The 21,368-nt window shown below is 40.9% G+C and carries 26 protein-coding genes; 13 read left to right on the forward strand and 13 right to left on the reverse strand.

Annotated features, from left to right (window positions below; translation table 11 throughout):
• The 3 genes from VK541_RS21155 to VK541_RS21165 all read right to left on the reverse strand — a co-directional run.
• Nucleotides 1–2,217: DUF5916 domain-containing protein (locus tag VK541_RS21155; RefSeq protein WP_324372480.1), on the reverse strand; the 2,217-nt coding region annotated here is incomplete at its 3' end.
• Nucleotides 2,218–2,445: 228 nt separating this feature from the next.
• Nucleotides 2,446–3,057 carry a dihydrofolate reductase family protein gene (locus VK541_RS21160; RefSeq protein WP_324372481.1) on the reverse strand — a complete coding sequence of 204 codons (612 nt, stop codon included), beginning with the start codon at nt 3,055–3,057 and terminating at the stop codon, nt 2,446–2,448.
• Nucleotides 3,058–3,190: 133 nt separating this feature from the next.
• On the reverse strand, nt 3,191–4,009 hold the full coding sequence (locus VK541_RS21165; protein WP_324372482.1) for an SDR family NAD(P)-dependent oxidoreductase: 819 nt from the start codon (nt 4,007–4,009) through the stop codon (nt 3,191–3,193).
• A gap of 379 nt (nt 4,010–4,388) precedes the next feature.
• Here VK541_RS21165 and VK541_RS21170 point away from each other — a divergent pair, with 379 nt between their 5' ends.
• On the forward strand, nt 4,389–4,703 hold the full coding sequence (locus VK541_RS21170) for a hypothetical protein (protein ID WP_324372483.1): 315 nt from the start codon (nt 4,389–4,391) through the stop codon (nt 4,701–4,703).
• A gap of 29 nt (nt 4,704–4,732) precedes the next feature.
• On the opposite strand, the gene VK541_RS21175 is transcribed toward VK541_RS21170, so the two are convergent.
• The 3 genes from VK541_RS21175 to VK541_RS21185 all read right to left on the reverse strand — a co-directional run bounded on the left by VK541_RS21175 (nt 4,733) and on the right by VK541_RS21185 (nt 6,607).
• Nucleotides 4,733–5,083 (reverse strand): TfoX/Sxy family protein, encoded by a 351-nt coding sequence (locus tag VK541_RS21175; protein WP_324372484.1) that lies wholly within the window; start codon nt 5,081–5,083, stop codon nt 4,733–4,735.
• Between the two features lie 244 nt (nt 5,084–5,327).
• Nucleotides 5,328–5,711, reverse strand: a complete 384-nt coding sequence (locus VK541_RS21180; RefSeq protein ID WP_324372485.1) for a hypothetical protein — start codon at nt 5,709–5,711, stop codon at nt 5,328–5,330.
• Between the two features lie 89 nt (nt 5,712–5,800).
• Nucleotides 5,801–6,607, reverse strand: a complete 807-nt coding sequence (locus tag VK541_RS21185) for an alpha/beta hydrolase (protein ID WP_324372487.1) — start codon at nt 6,605–6,607, stop codon at nt 5,801–5,803.
• A gap of 154 nt (nt 6,608–6,761) precedes the next feature.
• Between VK541_RS21185 and VK541_RS21190 the strand changes: the two genes are divergently transcribed.
• Both VK541_RS21190 and VK541_RS21195 read left to right on the forward strand, forming a co-directional pair.
• Nucleotides 6,762–6,944: a hypothetical protein gene (locus VK541_RS21190; protein ID WP_324372488.1), complete on the forward strand. Its 183-nt coding sequence runs from the start codon at nt 6,762–6,764 to the stop codon at nt 6,942–6,944.
• A 455-nt stretch (nt 6,945–7,399) separates the two neighbouring features.
• Nucleotides 7,400–7,963 carry a DUF922 domain-containing protein gene (locus tag VK541_RS21195; RefSeq protein ID WP_324372490.1) on the forward strand — a complete coding sequence of 188 codons (564 nt, stop codon included), beginning with the start codon at nt 7,400–7,402 and terminating at the stop codon, nt 7,961–7,963.
• Nucleotides 7,964–8,144: 181 nt separating this feature from the next.
• Here VK541_RS21195 and VK541_RS21200 read toward each other — a convergent pair whose 3' ends face one another.
• Complete coding sequence (locus VK541_RS21200) at nt 8,145–9,083, reverse strand: Rpn family recombination-promoting nuclease/putative transposase (RefSeq protein ID WP_324372491.1); 939 nt, start codon at nt 9,081–9,083, stop codon at nt 8,145–8,147.
• Between the two features lie 335 nt (nt 9,084–9,418).
• Here VK541_RS21200 and VK541_RS21205 point away from each other — a divergent pair, with 335 nt between their 5' ends.
• A complete protein-coding gene (locus VK541_RS21205) occupies nt 9,419–10,378 on the forward strand; it encodes a D-2-hydroxyacid dehydrogenase (RefSeq protein WP_324372493.1) in 960 nt (319 codons plus the stop codon).
• A gap of 8 nt (nt 10,379–10,386) precedes the next feature.
• Nucleotides 10,387–11,523: a glycerate kinase gene (locus VK541_RS21210; protein ID WP_324372494.1), complete on the forward strand. Its 1,137-nt coding sequence runs from the start codon at nt 10,387–10,389 to the stop codon at nt 11,521–11,523.
• On the opposite strand, the gene VK541_RS21215 is transcribed toward VK541_RS21210, so the two are convergent.
• The 3 genes from VK541_RS21215 to VK541_RS21220 all read right to left on the reverse strand — a co-directional run bounded on the left by VK541_RS21215 (nt 11,474) and on the right by VK541_RS21220 (nt 12,989).
• Nucleotides 11,474–11,974 (reverse strand): DUF1801 domain-containing protein, encoded by a 501-nt coding sequence (locus VK541_RS21215; RefSeq protein WP_324372495.1) that lies wholly within the window; start codon nt 11,972–11,974, stop codon nt 11,474–11,476. The genes VK541_RS21210 and VK541_RS21215 overlap by 50 nt on opposite strands.
• A gap of 84 nt (nt 11,975–12,058) precedes the next feature.
• Nucleotides 12,059–12,190: a helix-turn-helix domain-containing protein gene (locus VK541_RS25885; RefSeq protein ID WP_414692636.1), complete on the reverse strand. Its 132-nt coding sequence runs from the start codon at nt 12,188–12,190 to the stop codon at nt 12,059–12,061.
• Between the two features lie 94 nt (nt 12,191–12,284).
• Entirely contained in the window at nt 12,285–12,989 is a 705-nt protein-coding gene (locus VK541_RS21220; protein WP_324372496.1) for an SDR family oxidoreductase, read from the reverse strand.
• 112 nt (nt 12,990–13,101) lie between these two features.
• Between VK541_RS21220 and VK541_RS21225 the strand changes: the two genes are divergently transcribed.
• Nucleotides 13,102–13,470: a DUF4440 domain-containing protein gene (locus VK541_RS21225; protein WP_324372497.1), complete on the forward strand. Its 369-nt coding sequence runs from the start codon at nt 13,102–13,104 to the stop codon at nt 13,468–13,470.
• Between the two features lie 73 nt (nt 13,471–13,543).
• Here the strand turns inward: VK541_RS21225 and VK541_RS21230 are convergent, their stop codons facing one another.
• On the reverse strand, nt 13,544–14,497 hold the full coding sequence (locus VK541_RS21230; RefSeq protein ID WP_324372498.1) for a hypothetical protein: 954 nt from the start codon (nt 14,495–14,497) through the stop codon (nt 13,544–13,546).
• Nucleotides 14,498–14,833: 336 nt separating this feature from the next.
• Here VK541_RS21230 and VK541_RS21235 point away from each other — a divergent pair, with 336 nt between their 5' ends.
• Nucleotides 14,834–15,640: a M12 family metallopeptidase gene (locus VK541_RS21235; RefSeq protein ID WP_324372499.1), complete on the forward strand. Its 807-nt coding sequence runs from the start codon at nt 14,834–14,836 to the stop codon at nt 15,638–15,640.
• A 27-nt stretch (nt 15,641–15,667) separates the two neighbouring features.
• On the opposite strand, the gene VK541_RS21240 is transcribed toward VK541_RS21235, so the two are convergent.
• Together VK541_RS21240 and VK541_RS21245 are read right to left on the reverse strand one after the other, a co-directional pair.
• Entirely contained in the window at nt 15,668–15,901 is a 234-nt protein-coding gene (locus VK541_RS21240) for a hypothetical protein (protein WP_324372500.1), read from the reverse strand.
• A gap of 132 nt (nt 15,902–16,033) precedes the next feature.
• Nucleotides 16,034–16,306 carry a hypothetical protein gene (locus VK541_RS21245; RefSeq protein WP_324372501.1) on the reverse strand — a complete coding sequence of 91 codons (273 nt, stop codon included), beginning with the start codon at nt 16,304–16,306 and terminating at the stop codon, nt 16,034–16,036.
• 111 nt (nt 16,307–16,417) lie between these two features.
• Here VK541_RS21245 and VK541_RS21250 point away from each other — a divergent pair, with 111 nt between their 5' ends.
• From VK541_RS21250 to VK541_RS21275, 6 genes are all read left to right on the forward strand, one after another.
• A complete protein-coding gene (locus VK541_RS21250) occupies nt 16,418–16,879 on the forward strand; it encodes a DUF4265 domain-containing protein (RefSeq protein ID WP_324372503.1) in 462 nt (153 codons plus the stop codon).
• A 77-nt stretch (nt 16,880–16,956) separates the two neighbouring features.
• The gene (locus VK541_RS21255) at nt 16,957–18,087 is read left to right on the forward strand and encodes a hypothetical protein (protein WP_324372504.1); all 1,131 of its coding nucleotides are present in this window, start codon (nt 16,957–16,959) and stop codon (nt 18,085–18,087) included.
• A gap of 469 nt (nt 18,088–18,556) precedes the next feature.
• Nucleotides 18,557–19,003, forward strand: coding sequence for a hypothetical protein (locus VK541_RS21260; RefSeq protein ID WP_324372505.1), 447 nt, complete (start codon nt 18,557–18,559; stop codon nt 19,001–19,003).
• A 22-nt stretch (nt 19,004–19,025) separates the two neighbouring features.
• Nucleotides 19,026–19,475, forward strand: coding sequence for a hypothetical protein (locus VK541_RS21265; RefSeq protein ID WP_324372506.1), 450 nt, complete (start codon nt 19,026–19,028; stop codon nt 19,473–19,475).
• 332 nt (nt 19,476–19,807) lie between these two features.
• Complete coding sequence (locus tag VK541_RS21270) at nt 19,808–20,455, forward strand: hypothetical protein (RefSeq protein WP_324372507.1); 648 nt, start codon at nt 19,808–19,810, stop codon at nt 20,453–20,455.
• A gap of 499 nt (nt 20,456–20,954) precedes the next feature.
• On the forward strand, nt 20,955–21,368 hold a 414-nt coding region (locus VK541_RS21275; RefSeq protein WP_324372508.1), incomplete at its 3' end, for a PD-(D/E)XK nuclease family transposase.

The following is a 21,368-nucleotide window of genomic DNA, read 5'->3' on the forward strand; positions in this document are numbered from 1 at the left end:
TTCCTGCTTCATTCGTCCCATAATATATGCTGTATTATCGGCTCCGTTACTTGATGGAGCAACAGTATTTACATATTGCAGATCGTCAATATTCCGGGCATAGTTGAGCTGTCCAGTGAGAAGAACATGATTCCCTAACCGGAAAATCATACTGGGATGTAATTCATTATAGCTTGTCTCCTGACCTAAAAAATGCCGGCCAATATAATTTAATCTGAACACCACTTTTTTAGCACGATCCGTGTTAAAGGTCGCGTTTGTTTCAAAGTTGGGATTATACCTCATGTCCGGCCCGCCTCTTAGTCTGCGGCTATCAACCGTATTCCAGCTATATGATTCTTTCACATCCATTTCAAACCGGCGTTTAATACTCAAACTGCGCCAGCGGAGCGCGACACCATTATTTGTCGGGTTCCCCCCATAGTTCCAGACATTTTTCTGAGTCAGATTGATTCCTGCAAATCTGAAAGGCCCCCAGGGATCTGTTTTTCGAAGCACAACCTCGGTTTCGTTCGACTTGAAATCAGATTCTCTGAGGTATCCCACATCATTTAAGTCAAATCCCGGTGATGACCAGCTAAAGGTCTCCGAGAAATTCCATTGGGCATTTCCCTTCTTACCCAATTTTATATAACCTCCTGTACCTTGCAACGTATTTTTACCGGGATCAAGATTCAGATATTCAGCCCCTGATTCTCTATGAAAATAGTGGGTCGCGTTCATCTTTTTATTTAATATAGCCTGTTGAGAACCGTGCAAGGTGCTAAACATGCTTTTGGCATCTATATAGTAAAGACGATTGGCAAAATACTGTGTAAAGTCAATCCCTGTTGTAAATGCATTGTCAATCATTGCATCCTTTAAATGATCTTTTCCGAGATTTCGATTTACAGACGTAACCATGGCACCTAACAATGTATTTCCTTCCCAATTCTTCTGAACCCTTGCTACTGTGTAATTAGTTAATGGTTCGGTCACCTCTCTATCGTATACCCCATTACGGGTAACCCCAGACGATGTTTGAGCGGTAACACTCTCCAAAACGCCAATCGTTACTCCCTTTCGATTTGTACCCGTCAACTTTAAAGCGCCAATGATCGGTATGAAAGTTGGAGAACTTGCATAATTTTCAATATTGTCTATATCCTGAGGACGATAAGAAGGCATTGCACCTATCCTTCGGGAATAGAACATCATCCCATCCTCATTGTTATTAAATTCCAGAATGTGCTTTCCCTCCAGGAAAAAAGGTCTTTTCTCATCGTAGAATATTTCATATGCGGACAGGTTCATCACAGAAGGATCCAACTCCACCTGCCCATAATCGGGATTGATCGTCAAATCCATCGTAAAATCGCTCAGCGCTGCCTTAACACCCAAACCGGCACTCCCTGCCCAGGTACTTCCTTTCTGAAAAGGGCTATTGGGTATTATAGGTTCGTTGATATATTTGCCCATCACATGGGGTAAGAACTCTATTCCTCTGGGCTTTGGCAAATCGGTCATTCCATGCATTTCCCCAAAAGAAAAAACATGACCATTATTCTTTATCGGTATCAAACTCCAATTCTGAACCTCGTTATTTTTACGGATAATGCGCCGTACGTGTAATCCCCAGATCCCATCTGTATTTTTCTGGTTATATCTCAACTGACTGAAAGGAATGCGAAGTTCTGTCGTCCAGGAAGAATCTGTCAGGTTAGCATGTGTTCGCCCCTCCCACACAGCGTTCCAACTTAAATTTACCGAGAGTTTATCGGTAACAGTGAGGTCCGTCTTATTTCCTCCTAAATTGATGTTAAATTCCGGGGCTACGCGATAATCATGGTAGGTATCAAATGCAATGCTGATCAGATCGCCATTACTATTGTCATCTCTGTTTCCAATAAAAGCATTCATATTCTCGGGATGTTCATCTTTACAATAAACGCCTATATAAATATTTTCATTGTCGTAGAAGATCTTCATTCGTGTCCAGGATCCTGTATATACACGTTCAAAGGGAATAACTTGCGAGAACTTTTCAGACCACTCCCCTTGATTCTGCCATATGGCTTCGTCCAGTTCACCATCCATCCGTGGCCGTTCTCCAGTAAGTTTTGTGACATTATATTTTCGTTTATAGGCATCAACGAAAGAGACTACTTCTTTCCGGCTGTCCTGAGCCTGGCATACAAAATGGACAAGCAGAAAAAATAGAAAAGCGCAATATTTCATAATCTTGCCAAGCTATGAAATTCAGGTAACCAGAGGACAGTCCTTTCGAAAAAGTTACAAGCTATAATTCGCGTGTCCAAAATCTTCCATTAGCTTCCTTATGGAAACAATCTGTCTAAAGCATCCTAACAAATAGTAACTTTAAGCACCTACAGAGTTTCACAATATTATTATTGGGGTTGAATTCCATTTTCTAATTACTGCCTGTTAAATATTGTGATATCAATTTTATTTCAAAACATTGTATCTGATGTGTGTCACCATGTTGGTTCCACTTACTTCAATTGGTTCGAGCTTGAGATTCGGCACTTTTTCAAAAAGTCGTGAACCGGCACCAATCGTAACTGGAGCGATATGCAACCACAACTCATCAATGAGTCCGGCAGCCAGGTACTGATTGACAGTATTTGCCCCTCCCATGATCTTTACATTCCGATCTCCTGCCGCGTGTACCGCCTGTCTCAATGCTGATTCTATTCCGTCTGTTACAAAATGGAATATCGTTCCACCTTCCATTTCTATTGGTGCGCGTTCATTGTGGGAGAGTACAAAAACCGGGGCATGATACGGAGGATTGTCGCCCCACCATCCTTTCCATTCCGGTTGGTCTCTTCTGTCTTTAGGTCCAAACATATTACTGCCCATAATAAACGCGCCTGCATCAAGAATAGCATCTATCTCTTTTTTATGTCTATATTTTTCCGGCTCAGAAAACATCCAGCGATCCAGCAAGTCTGAATCGAAATTATCGCCAAATGGTTTCTCAAAGCTTTGATTATAGCCGGCAGCATACCCATCAAGAGAGATTGTTAGTCCACTTGTTACTTTTGTTGTTTTCATATTGCCCTTTATTTTTTAATGTGTGGTTCGTTTTAACTATTAATTGTATTGCTTTTTCAAAGTGAGATTCAATGATTTCAATTAAGATAAAATTATGCTTTATATCATCTATCCGAGCGTTATAACAAACATTCTAATCTTCTTTTTTCAGGAATGCGATGTTTGTGACTTTATAATTCAATGCGCTCGTAGTACCGGCGGTCACATCAATAGTAACACCTGTTATTTTGCCTGCCATGGATGATGCGAGAAATACCGCTGTATTGGCTATATCTTCCATAAGCGGAAGCTGTTTTAACATGGTATCATCCTCCAACTTTTTGAGAAATCCTTTTACTTCATCTCCGCCTGTCTCTAAGGCTTCCTTAAATGGTCTCGAATCTGGAGATCCCGCCGAGCGGATATTCACTACACGAATACCATAAGGACCCAATTCCGATGCAAGGTTGCGGGAAAATCCTTCAACCGCGTTACACGCCGGTCCAAATCCGCCTACATTGGCATATCCTATCCCTCCTGGCGTAGCAGTAAGTGAAAGAATTACGCCAGATTTATATGTTTTCATCGCTCTCCCCGCTGCTGTCGCTGTTATAAACTGTGTTTCTAATGCAATGTTTATTGGACGCATAAAATCCTCCAGAGCCATATCTGTTAGCGGAATGTCCTGTGTGTCCTGCCAGCCTATCGCATTAAATGAGATATCAACAGATCCTGCTGTGCGCAATACTGAATTTATATGGTCATTTACCGTTTTTTCATTTCTGGCGTCTACCTGGTCAATAGAAACCTTCCCTCCTGCCGCTTCAATTTTACTCGCTGTTCTTTCTAAGCTCTCCAGTTGATGACCTGTGAGGAATACATGCGCACCTGCCCCGGCAAGCGCACTGGCAACAGCACCTCCAAGAGATCCGCCAGCGCCATATATAATTGCATTTTTATTTTGTAATAACATAATCTAGGTGTTTGTATTCAAATTTGTAATAAAATATCTTTTTATATGCTGTCCGGTCATGACAAAATATAGGGTCGTTTGCGACAGCATGAAATTTCAAAACTGATATTCCACCCTCACTGCATATACACTATCTGAGATTCTTTTCCTACCATCTCCGATAAAAGAAATTTATTCATCAAGATCATGCTTTCTGCATCCACGTTTGAAACCATGCTCAGTATGCTACATTCGAAATGTTTCCACCTGGTAGTCATTCTTAAATCCGGCATTATCAAAAACGATACAACTCTTACTTAGCCAGTTAATAAATGTTAAATTGCAATGGTAAATTTGGCGAGGTCATTTTTATTTACTTATTTCAGGAAAACGAACTCACATGACAAAGAACATTCTGATAGCGTTGCTACTAATTATAGCACTGGGCTGTAAAAAAAATAAATTCAGCGATGACGACACCAACCTTTATAACTGGAAAAGAGATTTGTACAGATCGTCAGTGGAAAAGGAAAAACCTGCCATGTTTTATTCCAGAGAAGGAAAGATTGAAACAAATCAGAATGCGATCTTTGTAAGCTCAGACTTTGTTGTTTTGACCGAGTACCGTAAAGATAAACAACAAGACAGCATCTTTAAGGCTAGTGGTAAAATGCTGGTTTATAAGTATGAGAAATTGGAAAGAGTCGAAGAATAAATTTATACCAACAGCGATACCTATAGAACTCATCCCTTCCTTTTCTTAGCCGCTTTTGCCTGAGGATTAAACTGAAGGCACAAGTCAACCCAGTACGCCAAATCCCTGCCCCCGTTGATATCGGCTAATGCTACATACACAAAATCTTTGCTGGCACGCCCGTTCATCACCATTTGCCGCGCAGTGCCTTTTTCCAGCTCCTCCACCACCCGGTCATGGCCGACTCTACAAAGCAGGTCTTCCTGGTTTACACAAACGCACATCTTACCATTAACCAGGAAACAGTGTCCGCTGAACATGGTCTTTTCTTCCACATCGGATTCATTGACCAGCAGTTCCCTCACCTGGTCTGCTACCTGCTCATTGATTACTCTTTTCATATCAGCTATTGTTACCGCTAATTTACATATTGGAAAGCAATTGCTCTGCCCATTCGTTCTAAAAATCAGTCTGTTAAATAAATTCTCACTTACCATTTAACGTTGGCAGTAACTTTCCATAATTTTGCTCGTACTAACAAAGACTTCGATGGGGATCAACCCATTTTTGACATTTTGATGAGGATGAACAGGTCGCAAAAAATGGATAGAAGCAACCGATGCCATCGGTAAATCTTAAGATATATTAACTGATGTAGCCTTTCTGAATAACTGAGAGAACGAGTGGTGCGATAAAGATTGCAAGCCAGATTATCCAGCATGCAAGCCTGCCTGATCTTTTGTTCATAGGATGGTTTTCAAATTCTTCAAAAATCAGGCGATACTTACCGTTAGCGATCAGCACCCTTTGCATCAAAGCTGCAATCGTGATGAACAGCGCGGCCATAATCAATCTTACATAAGTACCAATTCCATTATAATTGGGATAGAACATCAATAGAACAAAACTAACAGCACTTACTATTGTCATAGTAATGATAAATAACCCCCTGTATTCGGGAATCCAGCTTTCCGGTTTATCCTTGTAAAAGTAAAGGAAAGAGAAATAATAGAATCTGAGGTATTTCATACTAGTTGTTAAAAATAATAAACAACATACTGATAAACAATAGACTGAACTGATATAAGCTAGCGCTACCGGATCTATGCGCTATATACCTACCGACAAACATCCTGGTACAAAGTAATGATCTCCTTAGTGACAAGCTCTGGGTTTTGCTTAAAAACATAGTGACCTGTATTGGTTGCCAGTATATATTTTCTATTCTTTCCTTCCAAACCAAACGATTTTAAGCAGTTTTTCCATAATAGGCTGTCCGCACCCTGATATGGTGGATGGTCAGAGCCAATTACAGTAATGGGCACATTAAGCTTCGGCGCTGCTTCACGCATTTTTTGATTGGTGATTTCGTAGTTGGACAATAAAAAATACACCCCGGGCCGCTCTTTCTTAAAAGTCGCGAGTTGTGAGCTATACGATCCTAGTATTTCTTTCGTTTTTTGTACTGTCATAAAACAAGGTGTATTAACATCAATGAAAACAGCTCCCTTTACCTTAGTTGGATTTCGGGCTGCGAAAACCATTGAATAACTTCCTCCCAGTGAATGGGCAACCAAAAAGCAACTTTTATCAAAGCCTAATTTCTTTAACCCCGTTTCCAGTTTTTGAACCTCACTTATGATATTTAATCCTGATGTATCTATCCCGCTTTTCCCAAATCCAGCCCGGTCATAAGTAACAAGCGGTGCATTTAGCTTTTTACGAAGATCACCAACTAATGGTTGCCATACACTTCCATCATCGCCCCCGCCGGATTCAAAGACTACAGGTGTTCCGATTCCTTTAATGACATGAAAATGCAGCTTATATCCCCCGACATCAACCAATGTGTCGATTTCCTGAGCCTGCATGGTCATCGTAAAAAAAACAAACCATAGCAGGACAGTTATAATTTTAAATCTCATAGATCCAAATATGCATCAATTTTACTTTATATGCTTCATTCTCTTCTGCAAGCTCCTCGGGTGTTAGTAATGGTAGTCCCAATAAATATCAGCGAACAAAGTTTATCTTTTAATATACATTTTTGGCTTTACCTTTATCAAAGCTTAAGAACCCATGATAATATTAAAACCCGTTGAATCGATCAACCCGCGTATTCCCCCACCCCTACAGCCTAAATCGGGAAGCCACAAAGCATCTATGCGTCTACTGGAAAAATCTGGTTTCCACCTGGAGGTCATCATCAAATCCGGCATTATCAAAAATGATGTGGTGATGGATGAATACTTGTATATATAAAAAAAGCCCTTTCTTAAAAAAGGGCTTTAAATGAGACTGACCAGATTTTTGTCCTGCCTTTTACAGCTCTCGTTTACCATCTTCATCTCCATGATGTTCCCGAACATAATAATGCTTGTCAAACCAAATGTCAAACTCGATACTTTCTGAGTTTGTAAAAACTTTCCTTGCATTTACTGAGCATTTATTTTGTGTAAACGCCTCAGGATTTTCCGGAACCGGTTGCCCAATAATTTCATTTGTAATTCAACCCGAATTAACGCTATCCTGATCAAAGCCGAGCAAACTAACCAGCTATCTTAAACAGTATTTAGTGTGAATAGTGTTGAACATTGTATATTTCAACAAAACAAAAGTATCCACTCAATTTCGGACCAAACCAGCCATCAATTGACTACCGAGTGTAATACTGGCACCATATTTATTCATATCAGCATGTATCAATTAACTACCTTATGCGTTTACCGAAAGCATTTAGACTTTTAGTTTTGTTCAATATCCTCACCTTGCTCATGATGGCAAACCAGGTAAGTGGACAGAACTTAATCACGAAGGACTTCATGCAAATTGACCTCAGTTTCTTCCAGGGATCGGCTCCTAAAAACAGCCCTTACGCAAGCATGACCTTTATCGATTACGACTACCAGTTCGCTGTAGAAAGCAATTCACGTACGGGTGAAGTAAAAGTTAACCTTACCGTCAACATAGCACCTAACAGCACCAAAAGCTATTTAGACGTTTCCCGGGTGCATAAGAACGATATTGATCGGCTTGTGAATCATGAACAAGGACACATCATCATAGGATTTATCATTGGAAAAAAAGTCGAAGATGAATTGAATGCCTGTCGTTACACCAGGAACTATAAGGAGGAGATCCGTACTAACTATCAAAAATTCTACTCCAGGTACGAGAAAATACAGCTCGAATACGACAAGCAAACTCGCCACGGGGCGAATCTCGAAGCCCAGGAACACTGGAATAAAAAGCTGCGTGTATATCTTGATAAGTTAAGTTAAGACTGCCTGGCGTCAATGCTCATTTTTCCAGATTCTTTTCATGGAGATCAGTTTCCGGGCGCCACTCCTATTTTCCAGAATAGCCTCACCTGCTTCATAAATCATACCGTATATAATTTTAGCATAATTCATGTCTTTATCAAATACAAGAGTGCCTATTGAGAAGTAAGTTAAAGGTCTACTAAAGCCTCTCGATTTCTTCAATCGTAAGTCCAGTGGCTTCTATGATAAGATCTACAGAAATCTGCCTGCCTTTTAATACGGCAGCAGTTTCAAGGGCTTTTTTATGTTTACCTTTAGCCTCCCCAATTTCTATACCTTGTTCTAAGCCTTGTTCTAAGCCTTGTTCTAAGCCTTGTTTTAAGCCCTCTTCTCTGCCCTGCTCAGCAGCATAATCCCTAACATTCTTGTTGTCCCACTTGTATTTCAAACTTGCATTATACATATCTCTCTCCTTTCTCGTTAAGTTGGCGTATTTGGCCAGGTTAAATAACTGATCAAATTCCGGACCGGATAAATATTCCGGACGTTTTTCAAATTCTGTTAAATGCTTTAAAGCATACAACCATTTATCCAGTTCCGAATGTAAAGCATCAGGGCCTTTAACAAAGTTAAGCATCTCTATGAATATAAAGTTTAATTTTTCATAGAATATTAGGCCGGTGTGCCTGTTGGCCAGGCAGATATCTTGCAGATATTCAGATCTTGGGCTTCCAGGCAAAGTAAAATCTTCAAGGAAAGCGATCAGGTAAACTGCAGTTAAGTTATAACCCCATTCTTTTATGCTGCCCTTAGGGGCCTGTTCACTTATGGCCCTGGATGTATAGTACAAAGCGCGATCTTTAAAATGCTTTTGGTAGCCTCGCTGTATTTCTATAATAAACTTGCTCCCGTCAACTTCCGTACAGGTAATATCAAATATGGCCCCGCCTTCTTCTGCAATCTCTCCATGAAATTCATTTTTTCCGTATTCAATAGCGACAATGTATTTTCTTCCTTTAAATATGTGGTTTAAAAAACCAATTAATATTGGCTTACTCTCTTCAGTAGCAAACAATCTCTTGAAGGAAAAGTCAACAAAAGCATCAATGTAGGTAGTGGGTTTGGGTTGCTCAGTCATTTTTTATATTGGCGTATAATAAGATTAGTCGGCCAAATATATATGCTTTATTTCACTTTAACAAAACATAAATATTTATTTAGTTAATAAATTAGTCAAATAATTTATTATATTTTCAATATCATGTATTATCTCACAAAATTTTGAGAAAATAGACTGTAGTCGAAAATATGAATGAAGACCGTTTCTTTGAAGGACAACGACCCCTTCTCGACTTCTTCTCCAAATACATAATTACCAGGCCCTAAGGCTTAACCTCCTGATACCATAATTAATAATAAGTTTGTGAAAAATATAAGTTTGTAATAGCTTCATCACTTATTTAAATATTATCTATGAAAATCGTAATACTAGACGGATATACACTGAATCCCGGGGACCTGAGCTGGGATGGGTTGAAACAATTCGGTGAAGTAACTCTGTACGACCGCACCCCGGTAGATAAAGTTGTTGAACGCTCAAAAGGGGCGGATGTCATATTTACCAATAAGACACCAGTAAACGCAGAGGCATTAAGGAGTCTTCCAGACTTAAAATACATTGGAGTCCTGGCCACTGGTTATAATATAGTGGATACCCAAATGGCCAGGGAAAAGGGCATAACAGTAAGTAATGTACCAGGTTATGGCACGCCGTCTGTAGTGCAGATGACTTTTGGCCTTTTATTGGAACTTTGTCTGCATGTGCAGCGCCATAGTGATGCGGTAACCTCCGGCCGCTGGGCTTCCGCTCCTGACTTTTGCTTCTGGGATTATCCGCTGGTTGAACTGACAGGAAAGACGATGGGGATTATCGGATTTGGCGATATAGGCAGGCAGGTTGCTGATGTGGCCACTGCATTTGGGATGAAAGTTATTGGAACAAGCCGGAACCGGACAGATCAGTCTCACCGCAGTAATTTTAAGTGGGCAGAAATACCCGAACTGCTGGAGCAGTCAGATGTTGTCAGTATCCATTGCCCTTTAACACCTGAAACCAAAGGACTGATCAATAAAGAGAATTTACAGCGAATGAAAAGCAGCGCTTTTCTTTTGAATACCTCAAGGGGCCCTGTCATTATTGAAGAAGATCTTGCCGAAGCATTGAACAACAGTAAAATTGCCGGAGCGGGCCTTGATGTGCTTTCTGTTGAGCCGCCTGCAAAGGACAACCCGCTTTTTGGGGCAAAAAACTGCATCATTACACCTCACATCGCCTGGGCAACAAAAGAAGCAAGAGCCAGGTTAATGGAGATCACTATCGGCAACCTGAGTGCCTATAAAAATGGGAATCCTGTAAACGTCGTGAACTTATAACTGAAGACATGATGCATATCCTGATTTCCCCCAATGCTTTTAAACACGGTCTGAATGCCGAAGAAGCAGCGTTTGCTATTCAGGAAGGTTTAAGGCGAAGTAAGGCCGGTGCGACCACTGAGTGTTTCCCGGTAGCAGATGGCGGGGATGGTACAGGAACCTTAATTATAAAAAAATGTAAAGGCACATTGTTGGATGCGGCAGTACACGATGCACTGGGCAGACCAATAAATGCTGTATTTGGCCTGATCGATAATGGTGCAACTGCCGTTATAGAAATGGCAGACGCATCAGGTATCAGGTTACTTAAACCCGAAGAGCTTAACCCTTTGCGTGCCAATTCTTCCGGTACAGGGGAAATGATCAGAAAAGCACTTGACCAGGGGGTTGAAAAAATTATAATCGGCATGGGTGGCTCGGCTACTGTGGATGGCGGTACCGGTATTTTGCGTGCCCTTGGTGTCCGTTTCTTAGGGGCAGACGGCAATGAGTTAACCATTCTTCCTGAAGATCTTGGAGAGCTAGCTACTGCTGACCTTTCAGGACTGGACGAAAGAATATTGAAATGTGAAGTGATTGTTTTGTGCGATGTAGACAATACGCTATTAGGTGACCAGGGATCTGCAGCTGTATTCGGCCCGCAAAAAGGTGCATCCCCGGAAGAAGTGAAAAAATTGGACCAGGCGCTTAACAGACTTTCGGCCGTGGCTTTACAACATACAGGCAGGGATATGGCTGCGATAAAATACGGAGGTACTGCAGGAGGCGCGGCTGCAGGCTTATATGCATTTCTTAATGCCAGACTGGTAAATGGGATAGATCATTTTCTTTCACTTACAGATTTTAATTCGGCACTGGAGCGTGCAGATCTGGTCATTACCGGGGAAGGGAGTATTGATGAGCAAACCTTACAGGGAAAAGGGCCTTTTGGCGTAGCGTACCAGGCCAAACTTAAAGGACTGCCTGTCGTTGCCCTCGCGGGGAAGGTGCCACTGGAGCGGAATGTTAATTTACAGGCGTATTTTGATGTATTAATACCTATTGGAAACCAGCCCGGCGATCTCGCAACTGCGTTGGCATGTACAGCAGATAACCTTACACGGACAGCCGAAACACTGGGCAATATGCTGGTCCTGATGCAATAACATGGTAATTGACCCCATAGATTAGAACTGATAATACCCTGGGCTTTTCTGCGATCGGTTTTTCCCTTTGGATCTTTATCCCCTTTTCATTCAGCTGTACCGCTTCTCTAATCATGGCGATAAATTCCTGATCAGGAATCAGCTCGCTAAACTCCGTTATTTTACCCAGCAGCCGCTTGACAGGCTTCAGGTCTTTCGCCGCTTTCAACCGCGGATCGTCCATCAGCTCGCCTTTTATAAAGCTAAAAGAGCAATGGGCCTTATATGCAGCCATCACACACATATGGTCTCCCTTATAATCAAAATGTGGAAGACCCCATTTGATGGCCTCTTCTACATCGGGACAATTCTCATGGACGAGCCTGCGCCAGTGTTCAAGGATGGGTCTGGCAAAATTTTCTGCCTTTGAGATATAAGCATCTATGGTTGGATCATAGTTCATATTCTCCATTTCTAAAATTAATTGATACCGCAAATAAAGGCAGTCTTTTACAGAAAAGATCGGTTAAAATCTTGGATTTACAGGTCAATTCAATTACCGGTGTTGCCTGCGGAATGTGGAAGGCGAAACACCAGCATGTTTTTTAAAAAACTTACCGAAATTGTTCGGATCAGAAAACTCCAGCTGGTAAGCGATTCTCGAGATCTCCATATCGGTATAGCGGATTAGGGAATCGAGGCCAGAAAATCATTGATCTCTGTATAAAAGGGAAGCCCTGCTTTCATCTTTTCCATAATCAAACCTCATCTGTCCGGCCCGGTTATTTGGTCTGCGTAGGGCGCACCTCTATTTTACTTGGCAGTACATTCGGATTCATTTTCAATAAATTGACAATCATCTCACCGATGTCTGATGGCTGGATTTTCCAGGAATCAGCCTCATTTGGGGTGTGATCATTGAAATGGGACGTTACCGAACCAGGCATAATGGTGGTCGACTTGATGCCATATTCCCTCAAATCCAGCATCGCAGCCTGTGTAAAACCTACTACACCGAACTTTGAAGCATTATAACCCGATCCGCCTGCGAAAAAATTAGTGCCCGCAAGGCTCGAGATCGTTATAAAATAACCTTTATTCAATTTCAATTGCTCTACCCCTGCTTTAAGCGTATGAAATACACCCGTCAGATTGGTGGCTATCATCGCATTCCAGTCCTCGAGACTCAACTGATCAACAGGAGCAAACTTTCCTACTCCCGCATTGGCAATCAATATATCCAGCTGACCGAACTCTTTAACTATAAGTGCCACTGCACGGGCTTCATCTTCATAGTCTGACACGTCCGACGCGATTGCCAATACATTTTCTGAACCGAGATCTTTCCTGGCCTGCTGGACATCTTCCAGTTTGCGACCAGAAATTGCGACCTTCAATCCTGCTTCTACCAAAGCTTTGGCGATCCCAAAACCGATACCTTTTGTTCCGCCGGTGACATAGGCTACTTTATTGTTCAAATCCTGCATATTTATGTCTTATTTGTTTACTGTGCTAAGATAGCAATCAATTGATTTGAACCCGCTAAAAGTTTTTCTGGTGTAGTTTTTGTCCCTAAAAGGTTGAATCAAAATTATTGTTATGAACAGTGAAATTCTCAATCTCGAAAAAAAATACTGGGATGGTATGTCTGACCACGATTATGATGTAGTTAAGAACCTAACGAAATTTCCATGCATTGTAGCAGGAAAACAAGGAGTCAGGAGCGTTGACGAGCCCACTTACAAAAAAATGTTTGAACAGGGTGCCGGGAGGACAATGAAGGTGAAAGGCATTTCCGATGAACTGGTGCAAACAGGTGAAGATCACGCATTGATTGCCTACCTGATCGAACTCGATTATGACGGAAAAGCAATGCAATGTGCCTGCACGTCAACCTGGGTAAAAGAAAGTGGAAAATGGCTTTGCGCTATGCATACTGAAAGTGATCTGGAAAAGCAGCAGGGATAGCCTGTGTGCGACAAAGTGATATAGATCCTTCGCATTCGCCCTGGATGACAAGCACAAGTTTGAATATTAACGATCATTTCAGATCAAACTGGAAAATGTTTCGGCTGATGAGTATCCGTAAACATGCAATCAGCATAGAGGATCCAAAACCAAGGTAACTCCGGTACTCCGCAGAAGATTTTTGAATGTCCCTGGAGTATTTTGCCGGGATGTCGATGCCTCCATGGACCAGGCGGGTGTGGTATTCGTAGAGTTTGGCCAGCTTATCTCCGAATTCCGGCGGTTCGCCAAACACCAGTACTAATTTATGATGCAGTTGTTCCGGTATATTCCGGTTGCCCTTTGTATAGAGTGCTTGCAGACCGTGCATGCACCAGAAAATCAACAGGGGATCATTCTCCGGGAGCTGGTAACTGAACAGGTAGGTATAGGCATTGAAGGCTCTTGCAGCGGGTGTACTGCTGGTTCCGAAAAACCTGATGTTACAGGAGTCAATCCAGTTCAGTATTTGTTTCAGCTGTAATTTGGGGATTTTGGGCCAGCCCAAACTTGCCATGCTCATGTACGCCTGGTCAAAGCTACCTCCGCAATCTCCTGTTATTCCCAGGTATTTACTTCCGTCAAAAACTGCTGATGGCAAAAACGAGATGGGAGTTGCATAGGTCAGGTTTAACAGGCCACTCAGACGCCTGAGGTATTTTTCTGCAGCAAGAATATGGGTTAACGATCCTTTTCTGCCCGGCAGGGCCATGATGTCAATAACCAGAAAGGTATAAACATACATGATATCAAATTCGGGGTGCTTCTGGCTAATGGCTGTGATTTCGGGATGCTGGTCACCTTCTACGACAGAGAAGGTTATTTTTTTCATGTCCCATAAATTGTGATGATCTTCATCCAGCATTCTGATGAGTAAAGGGTCATTTTTGATACCGCTTATTTCTTTAACAAAGCGGTCAAACTCAGCATCACAGGCAGGAATATCCTGCACGTACTCAAAACCCCTGACAGGTACGTAAATTTTCATAAGTCCCGTTCAATATAAACCGTCAGTACAGAAGTATCATTTAAATTCATCGCGTTTGAAAACCTGTTCAAGTATATGAAAAATCCGAGACAACTTTTCCATAAGAAACCATCCAAGTGTGCACGGGGCATACTTTATATGCGAAAAGCAGATCAATCCCCAGCTGGCGCATGTTAAAATTTAAAACCTATTTTAAACAGGATTGTTCAATTATTAGTTACACCTATTAGTTACACCTACCGTAAAGACAATATGACGTACAAGAGATGCTTAATAATTGTTACACTCGCCACTGTGATGTTCGGCTGTAAAAAAGATCGGAAAATTCAAAGTGAAATGCCAGCCAATACCGACACTGCGAGTGTTGCTGTTGCAGATGAAGAGATGGCTGCAACCCGGTCAGATGAGCTGAATGAAACTGATTTCGAGGCTGATGCCAGAACTCCCCGGGTTTGCGTTTACAAATTTACCGACAGTGATCCTATCATATTAGATGAAAAGGATGAGGTTAATGAAAGAGCGGTGCTTCTTAAAGGTACAAAATGGGCAAATGGTAAAACATTAAAAGTTTTTTTCATGAATGGCAGCCCTTATTTGAGAAACAAAGTAATCACTTATGCACGCAGGTGGGCCAATCATGCTAATTTGCATTTTGTGGTAACCAATAAGAAAGCCGAATCCGATATACGGGCAGGTTTTAAGATCAATGGAGATAAAGGCTCATGGTCATATTTTGGAAAAGATGCAGATCGCTATCGTAAAGGTAAACAAACCATGAATTTCGGATGGTTTAACAGGAAAACTGAAGACTCGGAGTTGATCCGGACCACGATACACGAATTCGGACATTCCATTGGTCTGGCTCATGAGCACCTAAGTCCCGTTAATACTATAAACTGGGATAAACCTAAAGTATATGACTATTATATGGGCCCTCCGAATAACTGGACCAGAGAAAAGGTAAATGAGCAGGTACTCAATAAGTACAAACCCAGGGATGTGCGCAATACCAAATATGATCCGCTGTCAATTATGCACTATCCTGTTGATCCGTCTTTAACAACCGACGGTCAAGCTGTAGGTGTGAACTGGACACTTTCTGATAAGGACAAAACGTTTATCCGTAGAATATATCCAAACTAGCCCGTTTTCTATGACAAGAGACAAGGCTTAGCAAGCAGAGTAGTTAATTGCCTCTTCAAAGCCTTTGTAGGTTATGTCATCTTGAGGTATAGCCCGGAACTGGACACCGGCCTTAATTAAACTATCCTCTTTCCAGCCAGAGGATTTGCGACGGGCGTTCAGAGTGCTGTCTTCTTTTGTGAGTTGCTGAGCGACAGCATCATTTCCGAAACAAAAGAGCAACAGGCATAATGTTGATATCGCAATAAAGATCTTTCTCATGGTCATTATAGCTCGTAAACGTAATTTTATTGCCTCCGGACCTTTTTGTGCATATTGAGTGTTAATTATGAGCCTATCCTTATTTTCTAAAAGCCTGATCTTTATACTGTTCTACAAATTCAATTGCGTCAATCATTTTTTCCGGGTATTGAGCATACTTAGCAAATCTTTGTATCCCATGATGGTCAGGTCATAAACTGATATGTGCTGATATGGAAATCCATTGTCTATGAGAAATTTGACTACCTCCCATTTTCTGCTGTTGTCTATTTTTGGCGGTCTGAATCTATGCGTAATAGCAATGGCCGGATTACCGCATTCTGGGCATTTGAAGTTTGAAAGTTTCAAATCCTCTGATGACATGCTAAATGACTTCTTACAATCCAGACATAGTTTTTTGGCCATAGTAAATAAAGATCGTTAAATTCCTGTATTTTTAAATCACAATATTTGTGTCATCAGTAATATAATTCCATTAAGTGCCAGTTAAGGATAAGATTCAGTTAAATTGATTAAATGCCAGCAAAAGAAAACTACGTTAAGATCTTATTCAAGTTTTATAGCGATGTGCTTGATGAACAGACAGCCGAAACGATGTGGGCTGAGGTCGTTGATAACGATAAAGGGATCTATAAACTTGATAGCATTCCCTTTTATGCTCCGAATATCGCTTGTGGAGACACTATAATTGCAACTTACGATCCAGATGAGCAGATGTTGACTTTTGAAGAGATAATAGAGTTTTCCGGGAATTCTACAGTTCAGGTGGTTTTAATGGATAAATCCATTTCGACTAATGATGTCAGAAAAGCTTTTCATGATCTTGGTTGTACGACTGAAAAATTTAAAGAGGGATACTTTGTTATTGACGTACCTGTCTCGCTAAACATTTCTCCTATTACACTAAAACTCGACGAACTGATTGAAATGGGAACGATTGATTACGCCATTCCATGTTTGTCAGAACAGCATCGGTAACATGAAACCTATCTTGTTGGCTTCTTTTTAAATGTTTTTCTTTTACTATTATTGTAATTATAACTTGCGCTCACCTGATGTATAAACCAAAAGCACTTTTTTACATCTTTATCCTGCTGATTAGCAACAGTGTATTTGGGCAGGATAGCACCAAACCATTGGTTGTCGACCAGTCCGCTTTTAATTTGGTACCGGACACTATCGTCCAAAACAGGCTGTTAGAATCATTGAACGGCTTTCTGAAAGAGAAAAATAAGGGGTCTCTCAATAATAAATATATCGATCCGGCCTACCTCAAAGAGAACATAGAACCGTTTCAACATTTCCAGGATATTGAAATGAACGGAGGCGCACCTTTTTATTTTCCGACCTTGTTAAGGGTAATTCCAATAGAGGAATCTGGTCTGTTGATCAAGATTGCTTACATGGGTGTATCTCTGGCAAATAACACGCCCTATCTTAGAATCATCGGTACTCTGATCGCGAAGAGGAACGGCAGTGGTTATTACTTTTACAATGCGTTAGACCACTATACCAAGTCCTGGAACAGATTGACTTTAGGAAGTGTAAACTACGTCTATCCGAACAAAATAAACCTTAAGAAAGCCAAAGCGATGGATCAGTTCAACATCAGTTTTGCAAAAAAACTGAATACTCGGGTGTTGAAAGTCAAGTATTACAAGTTTGAGGATCCAGAGATGATGTTTAAATCGATGGGTTATGATTTCATAGAGAATATGTATCTCAGCCGGGTTGGCGGGCTCGCGCAGTATTGGAACAATACGGTCTTTGCAGGTAATGATTCAGAACAATATGAGCATGAGGTGGTGCATTTCTATACCTATATTGTATTTCCAAAGGGGACGAAGAACGTACATGAGGGATACGCAACTTATATCGGTGGCTCTAGCGGTAAGTCGTTAAAGGAACTGGTGCCTCTTGCAAAAAAATATATTGATGCGCACCCTGAGCAAGATATCACCGAGCTTGCTACCGATTTTTACCCGCATACTCCGGACGTGCAATTGACTTATGTGCTATCGGGCTTGGTTTGTCGCGATATTGATAGGCGCCAGGGAATGAGCGGCGTTAAAAGATTGTTTACTCCGGCGGAGGGCGATGATTACTTTGTCAATCTTAAAAAAGTAATTGGGATTGACAAAAAGGATTTCGGACAATATATCAGGGAGCTATTAATGAAAAATTGAGTTTCATTTTCTTATTCATTTGATGTTTCCACACTCTTCTCTTAACGACAATACTGCTACCATGATAAGAATTGCCGTTACAACTATAAATAATCCCTTTTTCTGGAATGTGTTTGTGCTACAAAGATTTATTAAACAGGTTCTTAAAAAGCAGGGCAACCGCTGTGTGCTTTATACTGTAGACGGAGAGCTGATCACTGATGATCTCAACGCTTTTCTAATATCCTATTGCCAAAAATGTCCTTAGTAATGGTTCTTTTGGTGCCCTTGCTGGCATCTCTGCCGATGTCGTCATAGACTGCCTTTGTGAAACCTCCTTTCTACTACCTATCAAGAAAATTGCAATAGCCGGTAGATTTTTTATCAGTCTGGTAAAAATACTATAGATGTGCAATGAGTTCATCAAAGCATGTTTCCTGTATTGAAAAATACAATTAAGATTATTATATTAGAAAAACTAAATATCAGTATGAAATCGAAAATTACCGTCCTCACATTAGTCAGCGTGGCAATGTTTTGTCTAAATACATTCGCGCAAGACAAAAGCATCGTAGGCACCTGGAAACTGGTTTCCCAAAAGGTGACCAACTCCGATGGTGGTGTGACTACTGCAGACAGCGCCGCGCTAAATTCAGTTAAGATTTACACACCTACCATGTTCGTAAATATAAGCGAACGTAAAATTCCCGAGTTAGATAACCAGAAACTTGTAGTTTCCTGTGCTGGCGGTCATTATTCATTAAAAGGAAACGTTTACGAAGAATTTACTGAATTCGCATCCTATAAAGGTTATAAGGAGATGAAGGTGAAATTTACGTTGACTCTGGAAAAAGGTAAAATACATACTGTCGGCAGCCTGTCTGGCGCTGATGGCAACGTGACCATTTATGACGAGTGGTTTATTAAGGTGGATTAAGGACAGATAACTGAATATATACATGAAATCTAAAATTATTTCTTTGACCATTGTTTTGGTGGCATTGTTCTGTTCAAATATATCTGCACAAAACAAAGCGCTTGTTGGGACCTGGAGATTAGTGGCACAAAAGGTGACTAACCCAGACGGCAGTATTTACAATGCAGATAGCACCTCTACCAATATGCGCAAGATTTTTACACCAACCACGGTTGTGGTTATCTATGAAAAGGTAATTCCCGAATTGGATAATCAAAAGATTGTTGTTTCCTGTGCCGGTGGCCGCTACAGTCTGACGGGTGACGAATATCAGGAATTTATTGATTTTGCGTCCTATAAGGATTTTAAAAGTATGACAGCGAAATTCAAATTGACTATTGAGAACGGCAAACTGCATACCTTGGGTTCACTGACTAATAATGCAAATGGTCAGGTTGCCATTTATGATGAGTGGTATATAAAGGCGGATTAGTCTATCTGTAGCTTTGACCTATAATGTAAAAATCAGACTCAAATTGATTGCTATAATATCTTCCGTTAACGTCAACTTATTAATCCAAGACATTTGATTCATACCCCTTTCGTTACGCCATATGAATAATTAATTTGAAAGAATCCCTTTATTTTTGAGAGACAAGGAAGAATTTGTTAAATTATTTAAAATAGCCGAGGTGAGTAATTTACGTTCGGATAATAACGTCAAATATGATGTAATCTGGGGCACTAGTTTTTCCTAAACCAGACCAATCAGGAATGCTCTACTTTTTCATATATTAGCCGCCCAAACAAACAAACTTTTTAAAGATGAAAAAAATCTTATTGACTCTCTTAGTCGTAACGACAACTTATGTCGCAAACGCACAGTTCGAAGGCTCTAAACAAGTTTTTGAAAGTCCTAAACTCGGTACAGAGAAAACCTCCCACAAGGTGATCGCAATCTTACCATTCGCTACAAAAATTTCCTACAAAAAAATGCCGAAAAACTTCAATGCTGAGGCAAACAAGGATCAGGAGAAAACAATGTCAAAATCTATCCAGGCGAGTATGTACACGTTTCTCCTTAGGAAAGCAAGCAATTACACTGTTGAGTTTCAGGATGTAGAGAAAACAAACATTCTGCTAAAGAAAGCCGGCGTTTCTGAAAAGCTGGATGAAATGACTAAAGATGAACTTGCAAAAATTTTAGGTGTAGACGCTATTTTGGGAGGTTCTTTTGAAACTGAGCAAACAAAAAGTGAAGCTGGTGCACTCGTTTCTGCAGTAATATTTGGCGGTATGGGTGGGAAAACTGGTACTGGTACCTTAACTTTGACCTTAAATAGCGGCCAATCAGGGGATTTGCTTTGGCGTTTCTTCAAAACAATGAACGATAACGTTACGAGTTCCACAGACGACTTAGTAGAGCACATGATGCGAAAAGTTTCGCGCAATTTCCCTTATACGAAAAGCTAGTCAAAAATTGCTCACCATTTAAAATCAACAATACAGAGGGCGGCATAAATGTATAGTTTAGGCCGCTCTTTGTATCTTTAGTGCCTAGTTCCGGGGCCTTGATCCTTTCATCACTCATTTCAAGTACAATACAACTTGGCAGGACAGCCTAGGGGACGCCTTTTGTGATTTACAATGTGGACAAGGGTGTTTTATGGCGCAACGAAACGCTGTTCAAAGACGGGATTAAAGCAACCAGTATGAACTGCCGCCAGATTTTACCGGTGATGATCTGCATTGCTATATGTCTTAGCATTCCATGACGATCAGGTCAAAAATTGATACGTGTTGTTATGGAAATCCGTTTTCTGCATAAGAATTACAATATTTTGGGATAATAATCAAAATATTAAATTATATTCCAAAATATTAATCAAAACAACATTACAGAATCTTTAAAGTTTATTTTACTTTAAAATCTCATGTCAGGTGCTTATCTTTGTCCTCAAATCAATCAGCCATGCAACAAGAGGATATCATTGAAAATACGCTTGCGGAACCAGTACTTGCTTACCGCCATGACCAAAAGAATAATGATCCTTATTTTTTTGATCCGCTCGACGATGTTGGTTTCAAACGGCTGTTTGCTTCTCAGCAAAATGCAGATCTAACCATTTGTTTTATCAATCAGGTCCTTAAGGGTAATCGCCAGGCGGTCTCCCTCGAAGTCCTCAAGAACGAATATCCCGGGGAAACCCATGAGGAGGGCGGCGCTACCATTGATATGGTTTGTAAAGATCAGGACGGTACCTTTTTCCTGGTTGAGATGCAGCGGCAATATCAGAAGAACTTTAAGGAACGCTCATTATTTTACGCTTCAAGGCTCATTACCGAGCAGGCTCCGCGTGGCAACCGCAGGGCCTGGGCCTATGCG

The sequence above is a fragment of the Pedobacter sp. genome (assembly GCF_035317785.1).
Taxonomy (GTDB): domain Bacteria; phylum Bacteroidota; class Bacteroidia; order Sphingobacteriales; family Sphingobacteriaceae; genus Pedobacter.